14 protein-coding genes are annotated in these 17,517 nt (G+C 36.8%); 9 read left to right on the plus strand and 5 right to left on the minus strand.

Annotated elements, in window-relative coordinates; all coding sequences use genetic code 11:
- The first annotated feature begins 37 nt into the window (after positions 1 to 37).
- The gene (gene bshC / locus PT603_RS01230) at positions 38 to 1,639 is read left to right on the plus strand and encodes a bacillithiol biosynthesis cysteine-adding enzyme BshC (protein ID WP_008238112.1); all 1,602 of its coding nucleotides are present in this window, start codon (positions 38 to 40) and stop codon (positions 1,637 to 1,639) included.
- Here the strand turns inward: bshC and PT603_RS01235 are convergent, their stop codons facing one another.
- Entirely contained in the window at positions 1,640 to 2,695 is a 1,056-nt protein-coding gene (locus PT603_RS01235; RefSeq protein ID WP_008238111.1) for an endonuclease/exonuclease/phosphatase family protein, read from the minus strand. It lies immediately after the preceding gene.
- Positions 2,696 to 2,788: 93 nt separating this feature from the next.
- Between PT603_RS01235 and PT603_RS01240 the strand changes: the two genes are divergently transcribed.
- Complete coding sequence (locus PT603_RS01240; RefSeq protein WP_008238110.1) at positions 2,789 to 4,162, plus strand: pyridoxal phosphate-dependent decarboxylase family protein; 1,374 nt, start codon at positions 2,789 to 2,791, stop codon at positions 4,160 to 4,162.
- An 83-nt stretch (positions 4,163 to 4,245) separates the two neighbouring features.
- On the opposite strand, the gene PT603_RS01245 is transcribed toward PT603_RS01240, so the two are convergent.
- The gene (locus PT603_RS01245) at positions 4,246 to 5,160 is read right to left on the minus strand and encodes a S1 family peptidase (protein ID WP_040488618.1); all 915 of its coding nucleotides are present in this window, start codon (positions 5,158 to 5,160) and stop codon (positions 4,246 to 4,248) included.
- Between the two features lie 525 nt (positions 5,161 to 5,685).
- On the opposite strand from PT603_RS01245, the gene PT603_RS01250 reads away from it, so the two are divergent.
- Positions 5,686 to 6,864: an AIR synthase related protein gene (locus PT603_RS01250; RefSeq protein ID WP_008238100.1), complete on the plus strand. Its 1,179-nt coding sequence runs from the start codon at positions 5,686 to 5,688 to the stop codon at positions 6,862 to 6,864.
- Between the two features lie 308 nt (positions 6,865 to 7,172).
- Positions 7,173 to 9,725 (plus strand): adenosylcobalamin-dependent ribonucleoside-diphosphate reductase, encoded by a 2,553-nt coding sequence (locus PT603_RS01255; protein ID WP_008238099.1) that lies wholly within the window; start codon positions 7,173 to 7,175, stop codon positions 9,723 to 9,725.
- A 44-nt stretch (positions 9,726 to 9,769) separates the two neighbouring features.
- Here PT603_RS01255 and rluF read toward each other — a convergent pair whose 3' ends face one another.
- Positions 9,770 to 10,561 carry a 23S rRNA pseudouridine(2604) synthase RluF gene (gene rluF, locus PT603_RS01260; protein ID WP_008238097.1) on the minus strand — a complete coding sequence of 264 codons (792 nt, stop codon included), beginning with the start codon at positions 10,559 to 10,561 and terminating at the stop codon, positions 9,770 to 9,772.
- Between the two features lie 141 nt (positions 10,562 to 10,702).
- Between rluF and prfA the strand changes: the two genes are divergently transcribed.
- Positions 10,703 to 11,776, plus strand: coding sequence for a peptide chain release factor 1 (gene prfA, locus PT603_RS01265; RefSeq protein ID WP_008238094.1), 1,074 nt, complete (start codon positions 10,703 to 10,705; stop codon positions 11,774 to 11,776).
- 61 nt (positions 11,777 to 11,837) lie between these two features.
- Positions 11,838 to 12,650, plus strand: a complete 813-nt coding sequence (gene pyrF / locus PT603_RS01270) for an orotidine-5'-phosphate decarboxylase (RefSeq protein ID WP_008238093.1) — start codon at positions 11,838 to 11,840, stop codon at positions 12,648 to 12,650.
- Here the strand turns inward: pyrF and PT603_RS01275 are convergent.
- Positions 12,647 to 12,982: a DMT family transporter gene (locus tag PT603_RS01275; protein WP_040488617.1), complete on the minus strand. Its 336-nt coding sequence runs from the start codon at positions 12,980 to 12,982 to the stop codon at positions 12,647 to 12,649. The two genes, pyrF and PT603_RS01275, sit on opposite strands and share 4 nt — an antisense overlap.
- Before the next feature lie 69 nt (positions 12,983 to 13,051).
- Between PT603_RS01275 and PT603_RS01280 the strand changes: the two genes are divergently transcribed.
- The gene (locus PT603_RS01280) at positions 13,052 to 13,789 is read left to right on the plus strand and encodes an ABC transporter substrate-binding protein (RefSeq protein WP_008238090.1); all 738 of its coding nucleotides are present in this window, start codon (positions 13,052 to 13,054) and stop codon (positions 13,787 to 13,789) included.
- Positions 13,790 to 14,082: 293 nt separating this feature from the next.
- Here the strand turns inward: PT603_RS01280 and PT603_RS01285 are convergent, their stop codons facing one another.
- On the minus strand, positions 14,083 to 14,787 hold the full coding sequence (locus PT603_RS01285; protein ID WP_008238089.1) for a DUF4197 domain-containing protein: 705 nt from the start codon (positions 14,785 to 14,787) through the stop codon (positions 14,083 to 14,085).
- 187 nt (positions 14,788 to 14,974) lie between these two features.
- On the opposite strand from PT603_RS01285, the gene PT603_RS01290 reads away from it, so the two are divergent.
- On the plus strand, positions 14,975 to 16,045 hold the full coding sequence (locus tag PT603_RS01290) for a HEAT repeat domain-containing protein (protein ID WP_008238088.1): 1,071 nt from the start codon (positions 14,975 to 14,977) through the stop codon (positions 16,043 to 16,045).
- Positions 16,042 to 17,502 carry a glycosyltransferase family 2 protein gene (locus PT603_RS01295; RefSeq protein ID WP_008238087.1) on the plus strand — a complete coding sequence of 487 codons (1,461 nt, stop codon included), beginning with the start codon at positions 16,042 to 16,044 and terminating at the stop codon, positions 17,500 to 17,502. Before PT603_RS01290 ends, PT603_RS01295 begins: the two co-directional genes overlap by 4 nt.
- The last annotated feature ends 15 nt before the right edge of the window (positions 17,503 to 17,517 follow it).

Genomic DNA, 17,517 nt, shown 5'->3' on the forward strand with positions numbered 1-17,517 from the left:
TAATGAAAGAAGTTTAAATTTACCCTTTTATTTTTATATGCCAACGGACTGTATAACCTTCAGAGAAACAGGATATTTTTCAAAACTAATCTGTGATTACATTGACCAAGATCCAATGTTGGAGCCCTTCTATAATCGGTTTCCATCCTTGGGTAACTTGAAAGCTCAAATGGTAGAAAAGCAATCTACCTATGCCAAAGAAACACGTGCTATATTGACTGATTCGTTACATAATCAGTATAAAAATGTTGCTATTTCTGAAGCTACCCAAACCAATTTATCGGCCTTGTCGAAATCCAATACCTTTACTATTACTACTGGACATCAACTAAATATTTTTACGGGCCCGCTTTATTTTTTATATAAAATTGTATCCACCATAAACCTGGCAAAAGAGCTCAAACAAGTCAATCCAGAAAATCATTATGTGCCGGTATATTGGATGGCTACAGAGGATCATGATTTTGAGGAGATTAATTACTTCACCCTGAATGGTAAAAAAATCCGCTGGAATGCGCCAGCTGCAGGTCCTGTAGGAATGTTAGCTACAGAGGGGTTGGATGAGGTGTTCCATTTGTTCTCCCAAGAATTAGGGCTTGGAAAAGATGCGGACTATTTGAAAGCATTATTCAGTAATGCCTATCTTTCTCATACGACACTTACAGAGGCTACACGATATCTTGTAAATGAGCTTTTTGGAGCCTATGGATTGGTTATTGTTGATGGCAATGATTCGGCACTTAAACGTTTGTTTATTCCTTACATGAAAACCGATATTTTCCAGCAGGAAGCTTATCATAAAGTAACGGAGAGTTGTGCCCAGCTATCTGCGGTAGATGCTACCTATCCTATCCAAGTAAATCCCCGGGAAATCAATTTGTTTTATCTAAAAAAAGGATCAAGAGAACGCTTAGTTAGGGAAGGGGATTATTTTAAAGTGCTTAACACCAGTGTACGTTTTTCGGAAGAAATGTTACATGAAGAACTTGAGCAGTATCCGGAACGTTTTTCGCCCAATGTAATTTTAAGACCTTTATATCAAGAAGTAGTACTGCCTAACTTATGTTATATAGGAGGAGGTGGTGAAATAGCCTATTGGTTAGAACTTAAATCATTTTTTGAGGCCTCACAGGTTCCTTTTCCAATACTGTTATTGCGCAATTCTGCATTGCTTATACCTCAAAAAGTAAAAGAAAAATTAAATCGTATGGAAATAACTAATAAGCAGTTGTTTCTTAAAAGAGATGCTTTTATTAATCGTAAGGTTCGTGAAATAAGTAATATTGATATTGATTTTTCTCCTCAACGTAAAGCACTTCAAGAACAATTTGAATATTTGTATTCATTGGCCGAACAGACTGATTTATCTTTTATGAGCGCTGTTAAAGCACAGGAGGTAAAGCAACTTAAAGGGCTGAATGCTCTTGAAAAGCGTCTATTAAAAGCACAAAAGCGAAAATTAGCAGATCAAGTTACCCGTATGACTGATTTACAAAATCAATTATTTCCAGGTAAAGCCTTGCAAGAACGTACAGATAATTTTTCTCAGCATTATTTGCAATTTGGACCAGAACTAATTCCCGCCTTGCTAACCCATCTAAAACCTTTGGAGTTTGGGTTTGCAGTTTTAGTGTTGTAATTAGTAAACTAGACTAAATACTGCTAAAACCGCTTTATGGTCAGTTGGCCATATGGAGGCAGGAGGCAAAATTGGATCGTTCCCTTTTTCCTGAATTCTTTTTCCATATGCTACACTCCCCTTCGGACCAACAATGGCAGCCTTCTCTAGTTGTAATCCTTTTGTAGGGCTATAAAAAATATAATCAATTCGGTCTCTATCGTCAGCCTCAGGAGACCATGCTAGTTTGCTGATTGGAACATGAGGACAATCCGCAGGATACGTAAACCCTGGATGGGTTAGGGGATTTGGAAACATTTCTCTATACGCATCTTGGTATCCTTCTTCCTCTAATAAGGTGGTAACAGTCCAAGGGATAACGAGTCCTTGGTGATCATATAGATCTTTTGTAGCCATAGTCCAATCAAGGTGGGATGGTTCGTTAAAGTCTCCACCTAGAATGACAATACGCCCTTGATCCCTTTCTTTGGCTGCATCTTTTAAAAATAATTTAATGGCATCGTCCCGCATGGAAGCTGTATTGTCCGCTAAAATGGTTGGGATATCAGTAATAGGTGATATAAGCTTTTTCCAGGTAGAACCATCATAACCTCTGGGTAGATAAAGAGCACAATTGCGGTAGTCCAAATGGGCGGTATAAAAAGCAACCTTATTTCCTTTAAAATCAATGATGGCTTTGTATACGCTTCCTTTATCATCCTTTTCAGGGAATATGACTTCATGAGAACTTATGGGGTAACGTGAAAGTATACCAGAATCATAGCTGAAAAAGGAATAAAATGTATGACCTTTTTCTTTGAGTGAGGCTACAATCCGATCACAAAATAGTGAGTTATTGTAATTACGAACTTCGCTAAGAGCAATAAAATCGGCGTCTAATCGTATAATTTCATTTACGATGGCCTCATAACCATTTTCTACAACAGTGCCCTCCTGCCAAATGTTAAACTGTAGTACAGTAAAGTGGTCCTTTGTCTGAGCTGAAGTGGGAGAGGTCAATAATAGAAAAGAAACCAAAGTGCAAAGAGTATTAAATGCGGTAAAAACCTTTTTCATTTTTTGAGGTGTTGTGTTGTTGGTGTTACAAATTGATGTAAACATAAGGCCTGATTGCTTGACAGGTTGTAAATTTGGCTAAAATTACGATTTATGCACAATATAGATATAGATTTAGTAGAAATGACATTGGATGTCATGAAATATGCCATTGGGCGTATTACCAATACAAATCCGGAGCTTGGCATTCCTAAAAAGGAAGAAGAGCTTAAAAAATTAGTAGGAGAGACTATTACTCCAGAAGGTATTGGTGGTGAACAAGCCTTTAAGCTATGGAGGGAAGTTCTGGTAAAAGCAACGGTTCCCATAGATCATCCACGGCACTTAGCATTTGTGCCTGCTTCACCTACAAGGGCTGCTGTGATGTTTGATCTAGTGACCTCGGCTTCTAGTATCCATGGAGCTTATTGGATGGAAGGTGCGGGAGGTATTTTTGCTGAAAATCAAGCTATGGAATGGTTGGTGTCACTAACAGGAATGCCTCAAGGAGCTTTTGGAGTGTTTACCAGTGGAGGAACGGCAGCTAACTTATCTGCAATGGTTACCGCACGTGAATATTGGAGGAGTTTAGATTCAACTAATGCACAAAGAAAGGGTCTTATGATAACCTCTATTGGAGCACATTCCTCTATTAAAGCTATGGCTAGAGTAATAGACACCGATATCTTATTAATAGATACTGAAGATATACTAAGTGGTGATAGGTTAGCTGAAGTCATAAATGAACTGCCAAATGAAGAAAGAGAAAGGTTGTTTGCAGTTGTGGCTACAGGAGGAACCACCAATGCAGGAATTATAGATGATTTAAATGGAATTGCCAAGGTTTGCGGAAAGGAACATATTTGGTTTCATGTGGATGCAGCTTATGGCGGAGGGGCATTAGCTGCAGATTCAGTTCGCCATTTATTTAATGGAATTGAGCATGCGGATAGTGTTACAATAGATCCGCATAAATGGTTATTTTCACCCTATGATTGTGGTGCAGTAATTTATCGTAATCCTGAACTGGCTAAAAAAGCGCATTCCCAAGAAGGTTCTTATTTGGATATTTTTAAAGATGAAGGAGCTCATGGTTTTAACCCTTCAGATTATCAAATTCAGCTTACTCGTCGTGTCCGAGGACTTCCTTTGTGGTTTTCATTAGCCATGCATGGTACAGATAGGTACAAACAAGCCATAGAGCGAGGGATAGAGCTTGCCCAAATTGCTGGAAAAATGATAGAGAGTCATCCTGAATTGGAGTTGGTGCGCGATCCAAGTTTAAGTTGTGTTCTTTTTAGAAGAAAGGGGTGGACTCCGGAGGATTATACCCATTGGACCTATACCAATCATCAAGAAGGTTTCGCGTTGGTGACACCTACTAAGTGGAAACAGGGAGCCACCTATGAAACGGTATCACGTTTCTGTTTTATCAATCCGGATACCACCGAAGCGGACATCGAAGCCATATTGAAAACGATGTTATAGATACAAAATCATATTTTTAGATTACCAATAAAAAAAGTGCGACGCAATGCCGCACTTTTTTATTGATACTAACGCTAAATGGGTTATTCTGATTTTTTATTTCCCTTTTTTATCAATGCTAATAAGGCAGATGATGGGATGGTAGCTTTTAGTACCATTTGAGTCTTTGATTCATCCTCTGAATGTTGAAGTGTTTTTGTGTAAGATACCGTTCCGATTACGTTGCCGTACTGATCAATAATTGCTGCTCCGCTAGATCCTGCAGCATAGTCAGCTGAAATAGCCATAATGTTTCGGTATTGATTTGCATTAATTTCACTGAATTTGTCCGTTACCATTCCAGAGGAAAAAGCATAGAAAAATCCCTTTGGATGGCTAACAATGTATGTTTTGTCTCCAATTTCAGCATCCTTGGAGGCAATTCGTAATGAAGGTAATATTGTCCCGGCTGGATCGATTTTTAGAATGGCCAAATCATTCGATTTATCGGCAGTCAATACTTCTTTTACTGGAAATAGGGTACCATCCTTAAGCATTACTACTAGTGCATCTCTTGAAGTTGTGTTATATTTTGTAACATATCCGTTTACAACATGGTAATTGGTTACTATAATGCCTTCTGAATCGATAATATAGCCAGAGGCTGGATAGGTATGTATACGATCACACAACACTCCCTTTTCATTCTTTTCTCCACATTTTCCTGCTGAAGAGACAATTACTGTGGCTGCTGAAACCTGCTCATATATCTTTGATGGGTTCAGCTTTTTTTTACGCATTGGTTGTAGGTTTATAGCTATCGGGTCGTAACCATTGGGTTTAAAAGTTGGGTCTATCGAATCTGCAGAAATAGTATTTCCTTCTTCAATTAGTTTACCTGCCTTGACAGCTAATTTTGTTTTGTATTGACGAATATTATTCTTGAAAAGTTGTTCTTGACCGCGGGTAGTGATCGAAAATAGTAGAAATACAAAGGATAGTTTTAATAAGTGTTTCATAATAGTAAGTAAAAATTCACCCAGCAATGGATTTGTTTATTGTGATGTATTTAATTTCGCCTGCGAAGTTACGTTATTCAAGAAGATTGATTTTACACGAAAAAGTTAATTGAATGGTAAATGAATTCATTTTGTAAGAAAATGAGTTATGTCGCGGAAGTTTTGTTCTAAAAACTTTAAAATCTTAGCGATCTTAATGCAGTTTATGCTAGTATAGAAAACTAAATAACTTTTGCAAACGCAATTTTTAAGGGGTATGTTAACCCTGTGTATTTCTTAGTAGCGAATTAAGGTAAGGGATTAAGGTAGAACCGGTTTGGGTTTTTATAAAGAATCTGGTTTTTACTTATGACTGCAGACGTAGGAGTTGAAACATTGAAAATACGATGATTTTGGTGGTTGTTATGATTACATGGGAATAGTTTTTCATATTTTTTGTTTTGTATGGATTCTTTTTTAGGAACCTTCAACTTTAGCTTGCCCTCCTTTTTATTAATATGTACTTTTGCACAAATCACACAACATATGAGTCAGGAAATAAGTAAACGTTACGCCCAGCGTGGTGTTTCCGCTGCAAAAGAGGATGTGCATAATGCCATTAAGAATGTAGATAAAGGCCTTTTTCCAAAGGCGTTTTGTAAAATTGTTCCCGATTATCTTACGGGTGATGATGATTATTGTCTAATTATGCATGCAGATGGTGCAGGGACAAAATCTTCTCTGGCCTATATGTATTGGAAGGAGACAGGTGATCTTTCCGTTTGGAAAGGGATAGCTCAAGACGCCCTTATAATGAATGTTGATGATCTTTTGTGTGTTGGAGCCGTAGATAATATATTATTGTCATCTACCATAGGTCGAAACAAAAATTTGATTCCTGGAGAGGTTATTTCAGCTATTATTAATGGGACTGAGGAGCTTATTTCAGAATTAAAGCAGTATGGGGTGACTATTCATTCCACTGGAGGAGAGACGGCTGATGTTGGAGATTTAGTGCGAACTATTATTGTTGACTCAACAGTGACAGCTCGCATAAAAAGAAGTGATGTTGTTGACAATTCGCGTATTCGCCCAGGTGATGTTATTGTTGGCCTAGCTTCTTATGGTCAGGCTACTTATGAAACCCAATATAATGGAGGTATGGGGAGTAACGGTCTTACCTCGGCAAGACACGATGTATTTGCTAATTATTTAGCTTCGAAATATCCTGAAAGTTTTGATGCAGCGGTACCAGAGTCCTTGGTGTACTCTGGGGGTGTCCAACTTACTGACGCGGTTGCTGATTCACCCTTGGATGCAGGTAAATTAGTACTTTCGCCAACACGTACCTATGCGCCAATTATAAAGGAGATTTTGACTAAATTTTCTTCTGAGGATATTCATGGAATGGTACATTGCAGTGGAGGAGCTCAGACTAAAGTATTGCATTTTGTGGATAATGTCCATGTAATAAAAGATTCCTTATTTGAAGTTCCGCCTTTATTTCGATTGATTCAGGAACAATCTGGCACAGATTGGAAAGAAATGTACCAAGTTTTTAATTGTGGTCATCGCATGGAACTGTATGTTTCTCCTGAAATAGCAGATGCTATTATCGCAATCTCTAAAACATTTAATGTCGATGCACAGATTGTTGGTAGAGTAGAAGCAGCTGATACAAAAAAGCTAACCATTAAAAGTAACTACGGAACTTTTGAGTATTAATTTCTAAGATTTATTTATAGAATCATTCGATTCGATCCTACTAAAAACGGCTGTTATTCAGTCTTTTTTAGTAGGATTATAGGTCGTTGTTGGCTATTCATTTTTGATTACTTTGTTTATTTTATTTTGATTAAAGTTTTTATTATTTGTAAACAATTTTATGTTTATAAAAATTTAAATATCTGAAAATCAGTAAAAAAAGTAAATTTCCTTGTAAACTTTATGATTTATATCATGTGGTTTTGTTGTAAATCTTTGGTATATTTACACCTATTCTTTGACTGTCTAACCTATCTACATAAAACATCATGCATTTAAAAGAAAGTACTGCTGTCCCACAAGTATTTACGCAAGAAGAAGCTTTCGAAGCTTCGGTAACCTATTTTGGTGGAGACGACCTTGCAGCTCGGGTTTGGGTGAATAAATATGCCCTTAAAGATTCTCAGGGACGTATATATGAACGTACCCCAGACGATATGCATCGCCGTATCGCTAAAGAAATTGCACGAATAGAGTTACGTTATCCTAACCCTATGAGTGAGGAGGAGGTGTATGATCTTATCAAAAATTTCAAATATATCGTGCCACAAGGTAGCCCTATGGCAGGTATAGGTAATCCATATCAGATTGCTTCATTATCCAATTGTTTTGTTATTGGGAATGAAGGTATGTCTGATTCCTATGGAGGAATTATGAAAATAGATCAGGAGCAGGTTCAATTAATGAAGCGTCGTGGAGGAGTTGGTCATGATTTGTCCCATATTCGTCCTAAGGGTTCAGCTGTTAAGAATTCAGCTCTTACATCGACAGGATTAGTGCCTTTCATGGAGCGCTATTCAAATTCAACACGAGAAGTTGCGCAAGATGGACGTCGCGGTGCTCTGATGCTCTCTGTATCAATAAATCATCCTGATGCTGAGGATTTTATTGATGCCAAAATGGAGCAAGGTAAGGTTACAGGCGCTAACGTTTCAGTTCGTATCGATGATGCATTTATGAATGCAGTAAAATCGCATGCACCTTATTTACAAAAATTTCCAATACAAAGTGAAACGCCAAAAGTTAGCAAGGAAGTGGATGCTCAGCAGTTATGGCAAAAAATTGTTCATAATGCATGGAGATCAGCTGAGCCTGGTATTTTGTTTTGGGATACAATTATTAGAGAGTCGGTTCCGGACTGTTATTCCGATTTAGGGTTTAAAACTATTTCGACAAATCCTTGTGGAGAAATTCCATTATGTCCTTATGATTCGTGTCGTTTATTAGCAATTAACTTGTTCTCCTATGTGGAACAACCCTTTACTTCAAAAGCTGTTTTTAATTTTGAATTATTTAAAAAACATATAGCTGCCGCACAGCGTATAATGGATGATATTATTGATTTAGAATTAGAGAAGATTGAGGCTATCCTTGCTAAAATTGATGCTGATCCTGAAGCGGATGATATCAAACTTGTAGAACGTAATCTATGGGTGAATATTCGTAAAAAGGCATTGGAAGGTAGACGTACCGGAATAGGAATTACTGCTGAAGGTGATATGTTGGCTGCCCTTGGTATTAAGTACGGTAGTGATAAAGGTGTTGCTTTTTCAGTGGAGATTCATAAAACCATTGCCGTAGAGGCATATAGGGCCTCAGTATATGCGGCAAAGGAACGTGGAGCATTTTTAATATATGATGCAAAACGTGAAGAAAACAATCCATTTGTTTTACGTCTGAAAGAAGCGGATGAAAAGCTGTATTATGATATGCTAGAATATGGTCGTAGAAATATCGCCTTGCTTACTATTGCGCCTACAGGTACCACTAGTCTTATGACACAAACTACCTCTGGGATTGAGCCCGTGTTTTTACCGGTGTATAAGCGTAGACGTAAGGTGAATCCTAATGATAAAGAAGTACGAGTAGACTTTGTAGATGAGGTTGGTGATTCCTGGGAAGAATATGTAGTATTTCATCATCGTTTCAAGCAATGGATGGAAGTAAATGGATATGATGTTTCAAAAAATTATTCTCAAAAGGAATTAGATACTATCGTTAAAAAATCACCTTATTACAAGGCTACCTCTAATGATGTGGATTGGTTAAATAAGGTGCGTATGCAAGGGGCTGTTCAGAAATGGGTTGATCATTCGATTAGTGTGACCATTAATTTGCCAAATGATGTTTCAGAAGAGCTGGTAGGGAAACTGTATATGGAAGCTTGGGAGGCTGGCTGTAAAGGAGTTACTGTTTATCGTGATGGATCTCGCTCTGGGGTTTTAATTTCTAGTGAAGAGAAAAAGGATGATACTCAGGATACCTTGACCGTTTTCCCAACAAAGCGACCACAAGTGTTAGAAGCTGATGTGGTTCGTTTTCAAAATAATAAAGAGAAGTGGATTGCTTTTATTGGCTTAATTGAAGGAAAGCCTTATGAAATATTTACTGGTTTATCAGATGATGAGGATGGAATTCTTATTCCAAGATGGGTAAATGAAGGAGTGATTATTAAGAATAGAAATGAGGATGGTACCTCACGATATGATTTTCAATATAAAAATCAACGTGGTTATAAAACGACTATAGAGGGGCTTTCACATAAGTTTAATCCTGAATATTGGAATTATGCGAAACTGATCTCAAGTACACTTCGTCATGGCATGCCGATTGAGAAAGTAGTAGATTTGATTAATAGTCTACAACTTGATAGCGAATTTATCAATAATTGGAAAAATGGTGTTGCTCGAGCTTTGAAACGATATGTTGCAGATGGGGTTGAGGCTCAAGGACAAAAGTGTAGTAATTGTAATTCCACCAACCTAATATATCAAGAAGGCTGTTTGACTTGTAAAGACTGCGGCTCTTCTAAGTGTGGATAGTTTAATTTGTGTTAATAAAAAGCCCTCTTAAATGAGGGCTTTTTTTATCTTTGTTTAGGTTTCCTAAAACCAGGCCTTTTAGCTTGAAAGTTGATCGGTTTTGGAAGGCTGGCTTGTTCAGTTTTATCTGATGAAGAAATCAATTGGGTTAATTCTTCCATTTCTTTAGAGGTTAATTCGCGATACCGACCCATCGGTATGTCTAGATGTATGTTAATTATACGAATACGCTTAAGTGCTGTAACCTCATAGCCAACGTATTGGCACATTCGTCTGATTTGTCTGTTAAGTCCTTGAGTAAGGACTATTCTAAATACAAATTTACTTAGTTGTTCAACTTCGCATTTGCGAGTTACAGTGCCTAGGATAGGAATTCCGCTCGCCATTCGTTTAAGGAATCGATCGGTAATTGGTTTATCAACTGTAACTATGTATTCTTTTTCGTGATTATTTCGAGCTCTGAGGATTTTGTTTACAATGTCACCGTCATTTGTCATAAAGATTAGTCCTTCACTGGCCTTATCTAATCGACCTATAGGAAAAATACGTAACGGGTAATTGATGTAGTCAACAATGTTGTTTTTTACGCTTTGATTCGTTGTACATTCAATTCCTGCAGGTTTATGGAATGCAAGATATATGGGTTTTTCCGTTTTTCCACTTACAAGCTTTCCGTCTAGACGAATTTCATCCCGCAGGCTAACTTTGGTTCCCATTTCTGCGACTTTGCCATTTATGCTAATTCGTTTTTGTTCAATGAGTTTGTCGGCTTCTCTTCGAGAACATATTCCTGTTTCAGCAAGAAATTTATTAAGACGTTTTAGGTTTTCTTCCATAAGTGCTTATAGATTATTACAAATGGTACAATTAGGCGGCTTGATGCTGCAAAATTAATCTAAAATTATGGGCATCATCGCTATGGTCTTTATAATCTGTAAAAATATCGTATTTTTGCAGCCTGAAATTGATAAACATTTATGTTAACAAGATTAAATATAGTTAAGCAACGTTTTGATGAGGTGTCGGATCTTATCATTAATCCGGATGTCATAGCCGATCAAAAGCGGTATGTGCAGCTTAATAAGGAGTATAAGGATCTGAAGGCTATTGTTGAAAAACGTGACGAGTATGTTATGTTGCAAAGTAATATTGATGAGGCTAATGAATTGTTGGCTGATGGTAGTGATACAGAAATGGTAGAAATGGCTAAGCTTCAGTTGGAGGAGGCCAAAGAACGTTTGCCTGAGCTTGAAGAAGAAATTAAATACATGCTTATCCCTAAAGATCCGGAAGATGCTAAAAACGTTATGGTAGAAATACGTGCAGGTACAGGAGGGGATGAGGCAAGTATTTTTGCTGGCGATTTATTCCGTATGTATACCAAGTATTGTGAGAATAAGGGATGGCGTACTTCGGTAGTTGATTTAAATGAAGGAACATCAGGAGGATTTAAAGAAATTATATTTGAGGTGACCGGTGAGGATGTGTATGGTACCCTAAAATATGAAGCAGGAGTGCACCGTGTACAACGTGTACCACAGACTGAAACTCAAGGACGTGTACATACGTCAGCGGCTACGGTAATGGTATTGCCTGAGGCAGAGGAATTTGATGTGCATATTGATATGAATGATGTACGTATTGATTTATTTTGTTCATCTGGGCCAGGAGGTCAGTCAGTAAACACGACAAAATCTGCTGTACGTATGACGCATATTCCTACCGGATTGGTAGCGCAGTGTCAAGATGAAAAATCTCAACATAAGAATAAGGATAAGGCTTTGTCTGTATTACGTTCAAGGTTGTATGAAATGGAACTTGCCAAAAAACAGGAAGAAGATGCGAAAAAACGTAATTCCCAGGTGAGTAGTGGTGACCGTTCCGCAAAAATTCGCACCTATAATTATCCTCAAGGACGTGTGACTGATCACCGTATTGGGTTAACTATTTATGATTTAGATGGTGTGATGAATGGGAATATTCAGAAAATCATTGATGAGTTACAGTTAGTAGCAAATACAGAAAAGTTAAAAGAATCAGAAGTGTTTTAAAAAAAGATGAGCCACGGATATCGTGGCTTTTTTTATTTTTGAAAATGAATTTATCGTAAGTATGACAACACAACAATTAGTAGCTGAAATACAGCGTAAAAAGAGTTTTTTATGTATTGGATTAGATGTGGATTTAGATAAAATCCCTCCACATTTATTAGACACTGAAGATCCTATTTTTGAGTTTAATAAAGCTATAATTGATGCCACTCATGATCTGGCAGTGGCCTATAAGCCTAATAGTGCCTTTTATGAGGCGTATGGCGTTAAGGGTTGGATTGCTTTAGAGAAGACTATAGATTATCTTAATAAGAATTATCCAGAACAGTTTACCATAGCGGATGCTAAAAGGGGAGATATTGGGAACACATCTACAAGATATGCCAAGGCATTTTTGGAGGATATGAATTTTGACAGTATTACGGTTGCACCGTATATGGGGAAAGATTCAGTGGAGCCCTTTTTGGCTTTTCAAGGAAAGCACACTATCGTTTTGGCACTAACTTCAAATGAAGGTGCTTTTGATTTTCAGACAAAAGAGGTAGAAGGAAAGGAGTTGTATAAGCAGGTATTAGAAACCTCTAAAAATTGGAAAAATAGTGAGAATCTTATGTACGTGGTAGGTGCTACCAAAGCTGATTTTTTTGCAGAAGTACGTTCGATAGTTCCGGATAGTTTTCTATTAGTACCGGGGGTAGGTGCCCAAGGTGGAAGTCTAGCGGATGTTTGTCGCTATGGTATGAATGACCAGGTAGGTTTATTGGTTAACTCGGCTAGAGGTATTATCTATGCGTCCCGCAAGGAAGATTTTGCAGAGCAAGCTAGGGCTGAAGCTCTTAAGCTTCAACAGGAAATGGCTTCTTACCTTGGTTAGAACATAGTTTTAGCAACCATACGTAAACCTGTAATTGAAGCTATTAAGGCGTAAATAAACAAAAGTCTGACCACATCAATTGGATTGACAAACAATACCGATCCGACCATTAGGGATCCTAATGCGCCAAAACCAGCCCATGTTGCAAAACCAGCGGCAAAAGATATGTCTTTGACAGCTTTGTTTAATAAATAAATACTAATAGCAAGGGTAGAAAGGAATCCAATTACCCATAGCATAGTAGACATACCTGTGGCCAATTTGGCCATACACAGACAAGCGGCGAACCCGACTTCAAAGAGTCCGGCTACCAATAGTAGGTTTCTGTTCATATTATAGTGGGGCTTTAATATAAAACTTGTTAAAATTAAGTGAAAAATTATTAATACACAAGATTTCATATGAAAATTGTTTCGTTAGTTCCTTCACAGACAGAGCTTTTGTGTGATTTGGGTCTGCAGGATTCTTTAGTTGGTATCACAAAATTTTGTGTTCATCCTACTAACCTACGTACACAAAAGGTGATTGTAGGAGGGACAAAACAAGTAAATTTTGAAAAAATTCAAGCTCTAAAGCCTGATGTAATTTTATGTAATAAAGAGGAGAATACGCTGGAAATGGTAAATGTTCTCAGGGATATTGCTCCAGTACATGTTGCTGATGTTACTACGTTAGAAGATGTTTATGACTTAATACATGAATATGGGGAGATGTTTTCTTGTGTAAAGGAAGCTCAACAGATGGTAGGAAAGTTGCAAGGGTTGTGTCAAGATTGGCAAATCAAGGTGGCAGAATTTCCATCTTTAAGGGTTGTTTACTTTATATGGAAAGATCCTTGGATGGTGGCTGGAGGAAATACATTTATTAATACGTTGCTTAGAGCCAATGGATTTGTGAATGTTTTTCAAAACATTGAAAGGTATCCTGAGATAAGTGTGTCAGTACTTCAGGAAACGGATTTTGATATATTGTTTCTTTCTTCTGAACCCTACCCTTTTAAAGAACAACATTTTGAAGAATTGAAAATGTATGTGCCCAACGCTAAGATCCTATTAGTTGATGGAGAGTTTTTTTCGTGGCATGGCTCTAGAATGTTGAAGGCCTTTCCATATTTTGAAAAATTAAGACAACAGTTATAAAAAGTAACAGTGTGCCTAAAAGCCAAAAACCAGCCTTTCTTTAAAGCCGGTTTTTGATTGCTAATTCAAATAATCATTAAATGATGTTTGGACAGGGCAAAATTGGTTCTTTTATTTTTTATCTATGTTAAGCTAAAATTAGGGTAGTATTAAATGTTGTAATTTGTTTTACTATCATAACTCGTTAATTGTTAGTTTATTGTATTGATATTAAAAAATAATTGAAATAAAAAAACTCCTCTCAAGCAAGGCTGTAAGAGGAGTTAACGAAAATTTGAATTAGCAGCATTTTTCTAGTTGTCTTGAAGGGCAAAGACACGACGCAGTACATCGGTTGTACGTGCATTTATATTGTTACGAATTTCTTTCTCTTCTACTGAAATCATAGTGTAAACCCCTTCAAGGGCCTCCTGAGTTACATAGTCCGTTAAGTCAGGGTTTACATCTTTAGTTAGCGGGATATTGTTGTATCTTGTTATAATGTCAGTCCAAACCTTGGTGGCACCCACTTTTTGTAGTGAATTATTGATCACTGGAGAAAAACGTTGGTATAAGGCTTGATTAGTTTTGTTTTGCAAAAATTGAGTGGCGGCCTTATCATCTCCTAATAAGATGTTCTTAGCGTCATCAAAAGTAATACTTTTGACAGCATCTATAAATATGGGAGTAGCCTCTTTAACCGCATCTTCAGCAGCTCTATTTAATACTTTAAGCCCTTCATCTGCTAAACTTCCAAGTCCGATGTCTCGTAAAGTTTTGTCTACTTTAGTTAACTCTTCCGGTAGCATTATTTTTACAAGTTCATTTCTGAAAAAACCGTCTGTGGCTGTAAGTTTGCTAACCTGTTTGTCTATTCCTAACTGTAAGGCTTGTTGAAGTCCATTTGCGATCTCCATATTGCTTATGGTAGCACCTGGTAGTTGATTCACTACTTGTTGTAATTCAGAACAAGCAGAAAAGATAAAAAGAGAGCAGAATGCAATAAGTGTTTTCTTCACTATGTGTTAATTTTTTATAAAAATACAGATTTATATCAAATTACCAATTTTTTTGTGATTTGAATTAATGTAGGTTGTTTTTCACAATTAACATAGGCAAAAGTGAAAAATTTCCCCGCAGTTTTTTGTACTTTACTGTAGACTTGGTAAGTTTACCAATTGTAAGTATTAAGCCCTATTGAATAGCATGATTCCAGAACTTTTAATGCATTATTTAAAATACTATTTAGTGCCTTTGTTGGCAATGTTATTGCTGTCATTAGTGGTTGTTTTGGTATACAACCGTATACGGTATGTCCTTTTTCTACAAAGAAAGCGAATTTGTTTACCTATAATAGCTACTTTTTTAACAGACCTTACCTTTTCTGATCTTGAGAAAAATGAACTGGAGGCAGCAGTTTTAGATTTTAAAAAAAAACATCCTTATCATAAAGAATGGTTTAAAAGGCTTGTCTTATCTTCTATAATTGATTTAAGTCAAAACTTGAAGGGCGATTTAGTCTATAATGTGAGGGATATTTATGTGGCTTTTGATCTCCATAAAAATAGTTTGAAATTGATAAAAAGTGCTGACTGGTATCAAAATTGTAAAGGTATATTTCATTTTCAGACACTTCATTTTAAACATGGTCAGAAGTATATTAAACCGTATATATCTGCCAAAAACGAAGTGTTGCGTTCAAATGCTTTTATTGCCCACTTATATTTAACTTCTGAACCATTGGATTTTCTTGTCGATTATAAGTATGAGATTTCTAGTGTCAATGAGTATAAAGCGGTGGATGTGTTTTATATGAAACATGCTCCAATTCCTAAGAATATTGACCGTTGGTTGGATGCTGCTAATGATTCCATAGTTATATTAGGCATTAAGGTCATGGTGTTTTATAATTACATTGGGGCGGCTGAGAAAATGATTACTTTACTGAAGCATCCGAATAATAGGGTGCTTGTAGAGGCTATTATAGCTATCCGTGAATTGTACCTACTAGATGCAGAGGAACAATTACAATTGGTGTTTAGAGATAATAATACTATTGTACAAACAGAAATATTGAAGTCCTTGGCCGTGATAGGAACAGAAAAAACAGTTTCCTTCATTAGTGAGCTCGTTCTTGATGAATCTATTGGAGATAATGTTAAGCTGGAGAGTCTTCGTACTTTAAAGGCTGTTGACCATACCAATTATGACTCGAATTTTACCGATAGTACCCAAATTGAACAAATGAAAAAACACATTAATTCGCCTTACTTATGACAATAGCGCATAGCTACATTGTGGCCTTTTTAGAAGTATATGAATGGTTTATCGCAGGATATGTGTTTCTGTATATGACGCTGTACCTACTTTTTGCGTTCTTATCCTATTATGCCATACGAAAATATGTCACCAAACGATTTTATATTAATGAAGAAGTGCTTTTGAAATCAAATGAGGCGCTTGGAGTTTCTGTAGTTGCGCCTGCATTTAATGAGGCGGCTACTATCGTATATAATGTGAAGTCTTTACTGTCTTTATCCTATCCAAAGTTTGAAGTTGTTATTGTAAATGACGGGAGCACAGACGATACCTTAGAAAAATTAATTAAAGCATTTCAGTTAGTAAAGGTTGATTTTTATTATCAAGAACGTATTCCTACTCATACTGTAAGAGGTCATTATAAATCCAAAAACCCAGTGTATTCAAAGCTTTTGGTGGTGGATAAAGAAAATGGTAAATCTAAGGCTGATGCTTCAAATGCGGGAATAAACTCTTCTCAGTATCCTTTGTTTTTGTGTACAGATGTAGATTGTATCCTTAGGGCAGATACTATAGTGAAGTTGGTGAAGCCATTTATTGAGAGTAAGACTAAGGTGATCGCTACTGGTGCAGCCATAAGAAGTTCTAACGCTTGTAGTGTTAAAGAAGGATTTATGCTGAAGGTGCATTTCCCTAATAAATGGTATCCTATGTTTCAGGAGCTTGAATATGTAAGGGCTTTTTTATTCGGTAGAATGGCATGGAGTCAAATTAATGGACTTTTGCTAGTTTCTGGAGGGCTGGGGATGTTTGATAAGGAGGTAGTAATAGAGGCTGGGGGGTATTGGCATAAATCCCTAGGAGAGGATATGGAACTGATTATTCGTATGCGTAAATTAATGTACGAAAAAAAGGAAAAGTTTAAAATTCAATACATACCGGAATCCCTGTGTTGGACGGAAGTACCTCCAACCTATAATATACTAATGCGCCAACGGATAAGGTGGGCTAGGGGATTAGTGCAAACCTTGAACCTGCATCGATCTGTAATGTTTAATCCTAAGTATAAAGGAATGGGTTTGTTTTCTATGCCTTATTTCTTGTTTTTCGAGTTTCTATCTCCTGTTATAGAACTCATTGGTATTTTTGTTATTCTTTTGAGTTTAATTATGTCCTATTTCGGTATGGGATTTATTAATTACGATTTTCTTATTTGGACCATGTTGTTTGTCTATCTTTTTTACATCAATATTACCATCATTTCGATATTGCTGGATGAACTCTTGTATAAGAGTTATGCAAATGTAAAGGAGGTAATGAAGTTAATAGGGATGTCATTGATAGAGCCTTTATTCTATCATCCTGTAGTAGTTTTGGCTGCCATTAAAGGATATTATCGTTTTTTCATGAAAAAAGAGCAAAACTGGGGAGTGATGGTTAGGCAAGGATATGAACAGGCTCAAACTCAAAAGTGATATAGATAGTAAGCT

Origin of the sequence: Imtechella halotolerans (assembly GCF_028743515.2) — a bacterium.
GTDB classification, from domain to species: domain Bacteria; phylum Bacteroidota; class Bacteroidia; order Flavobacteriales; family Flavobacteriaceae; genus Imtechella; species Imtechella halotolerans.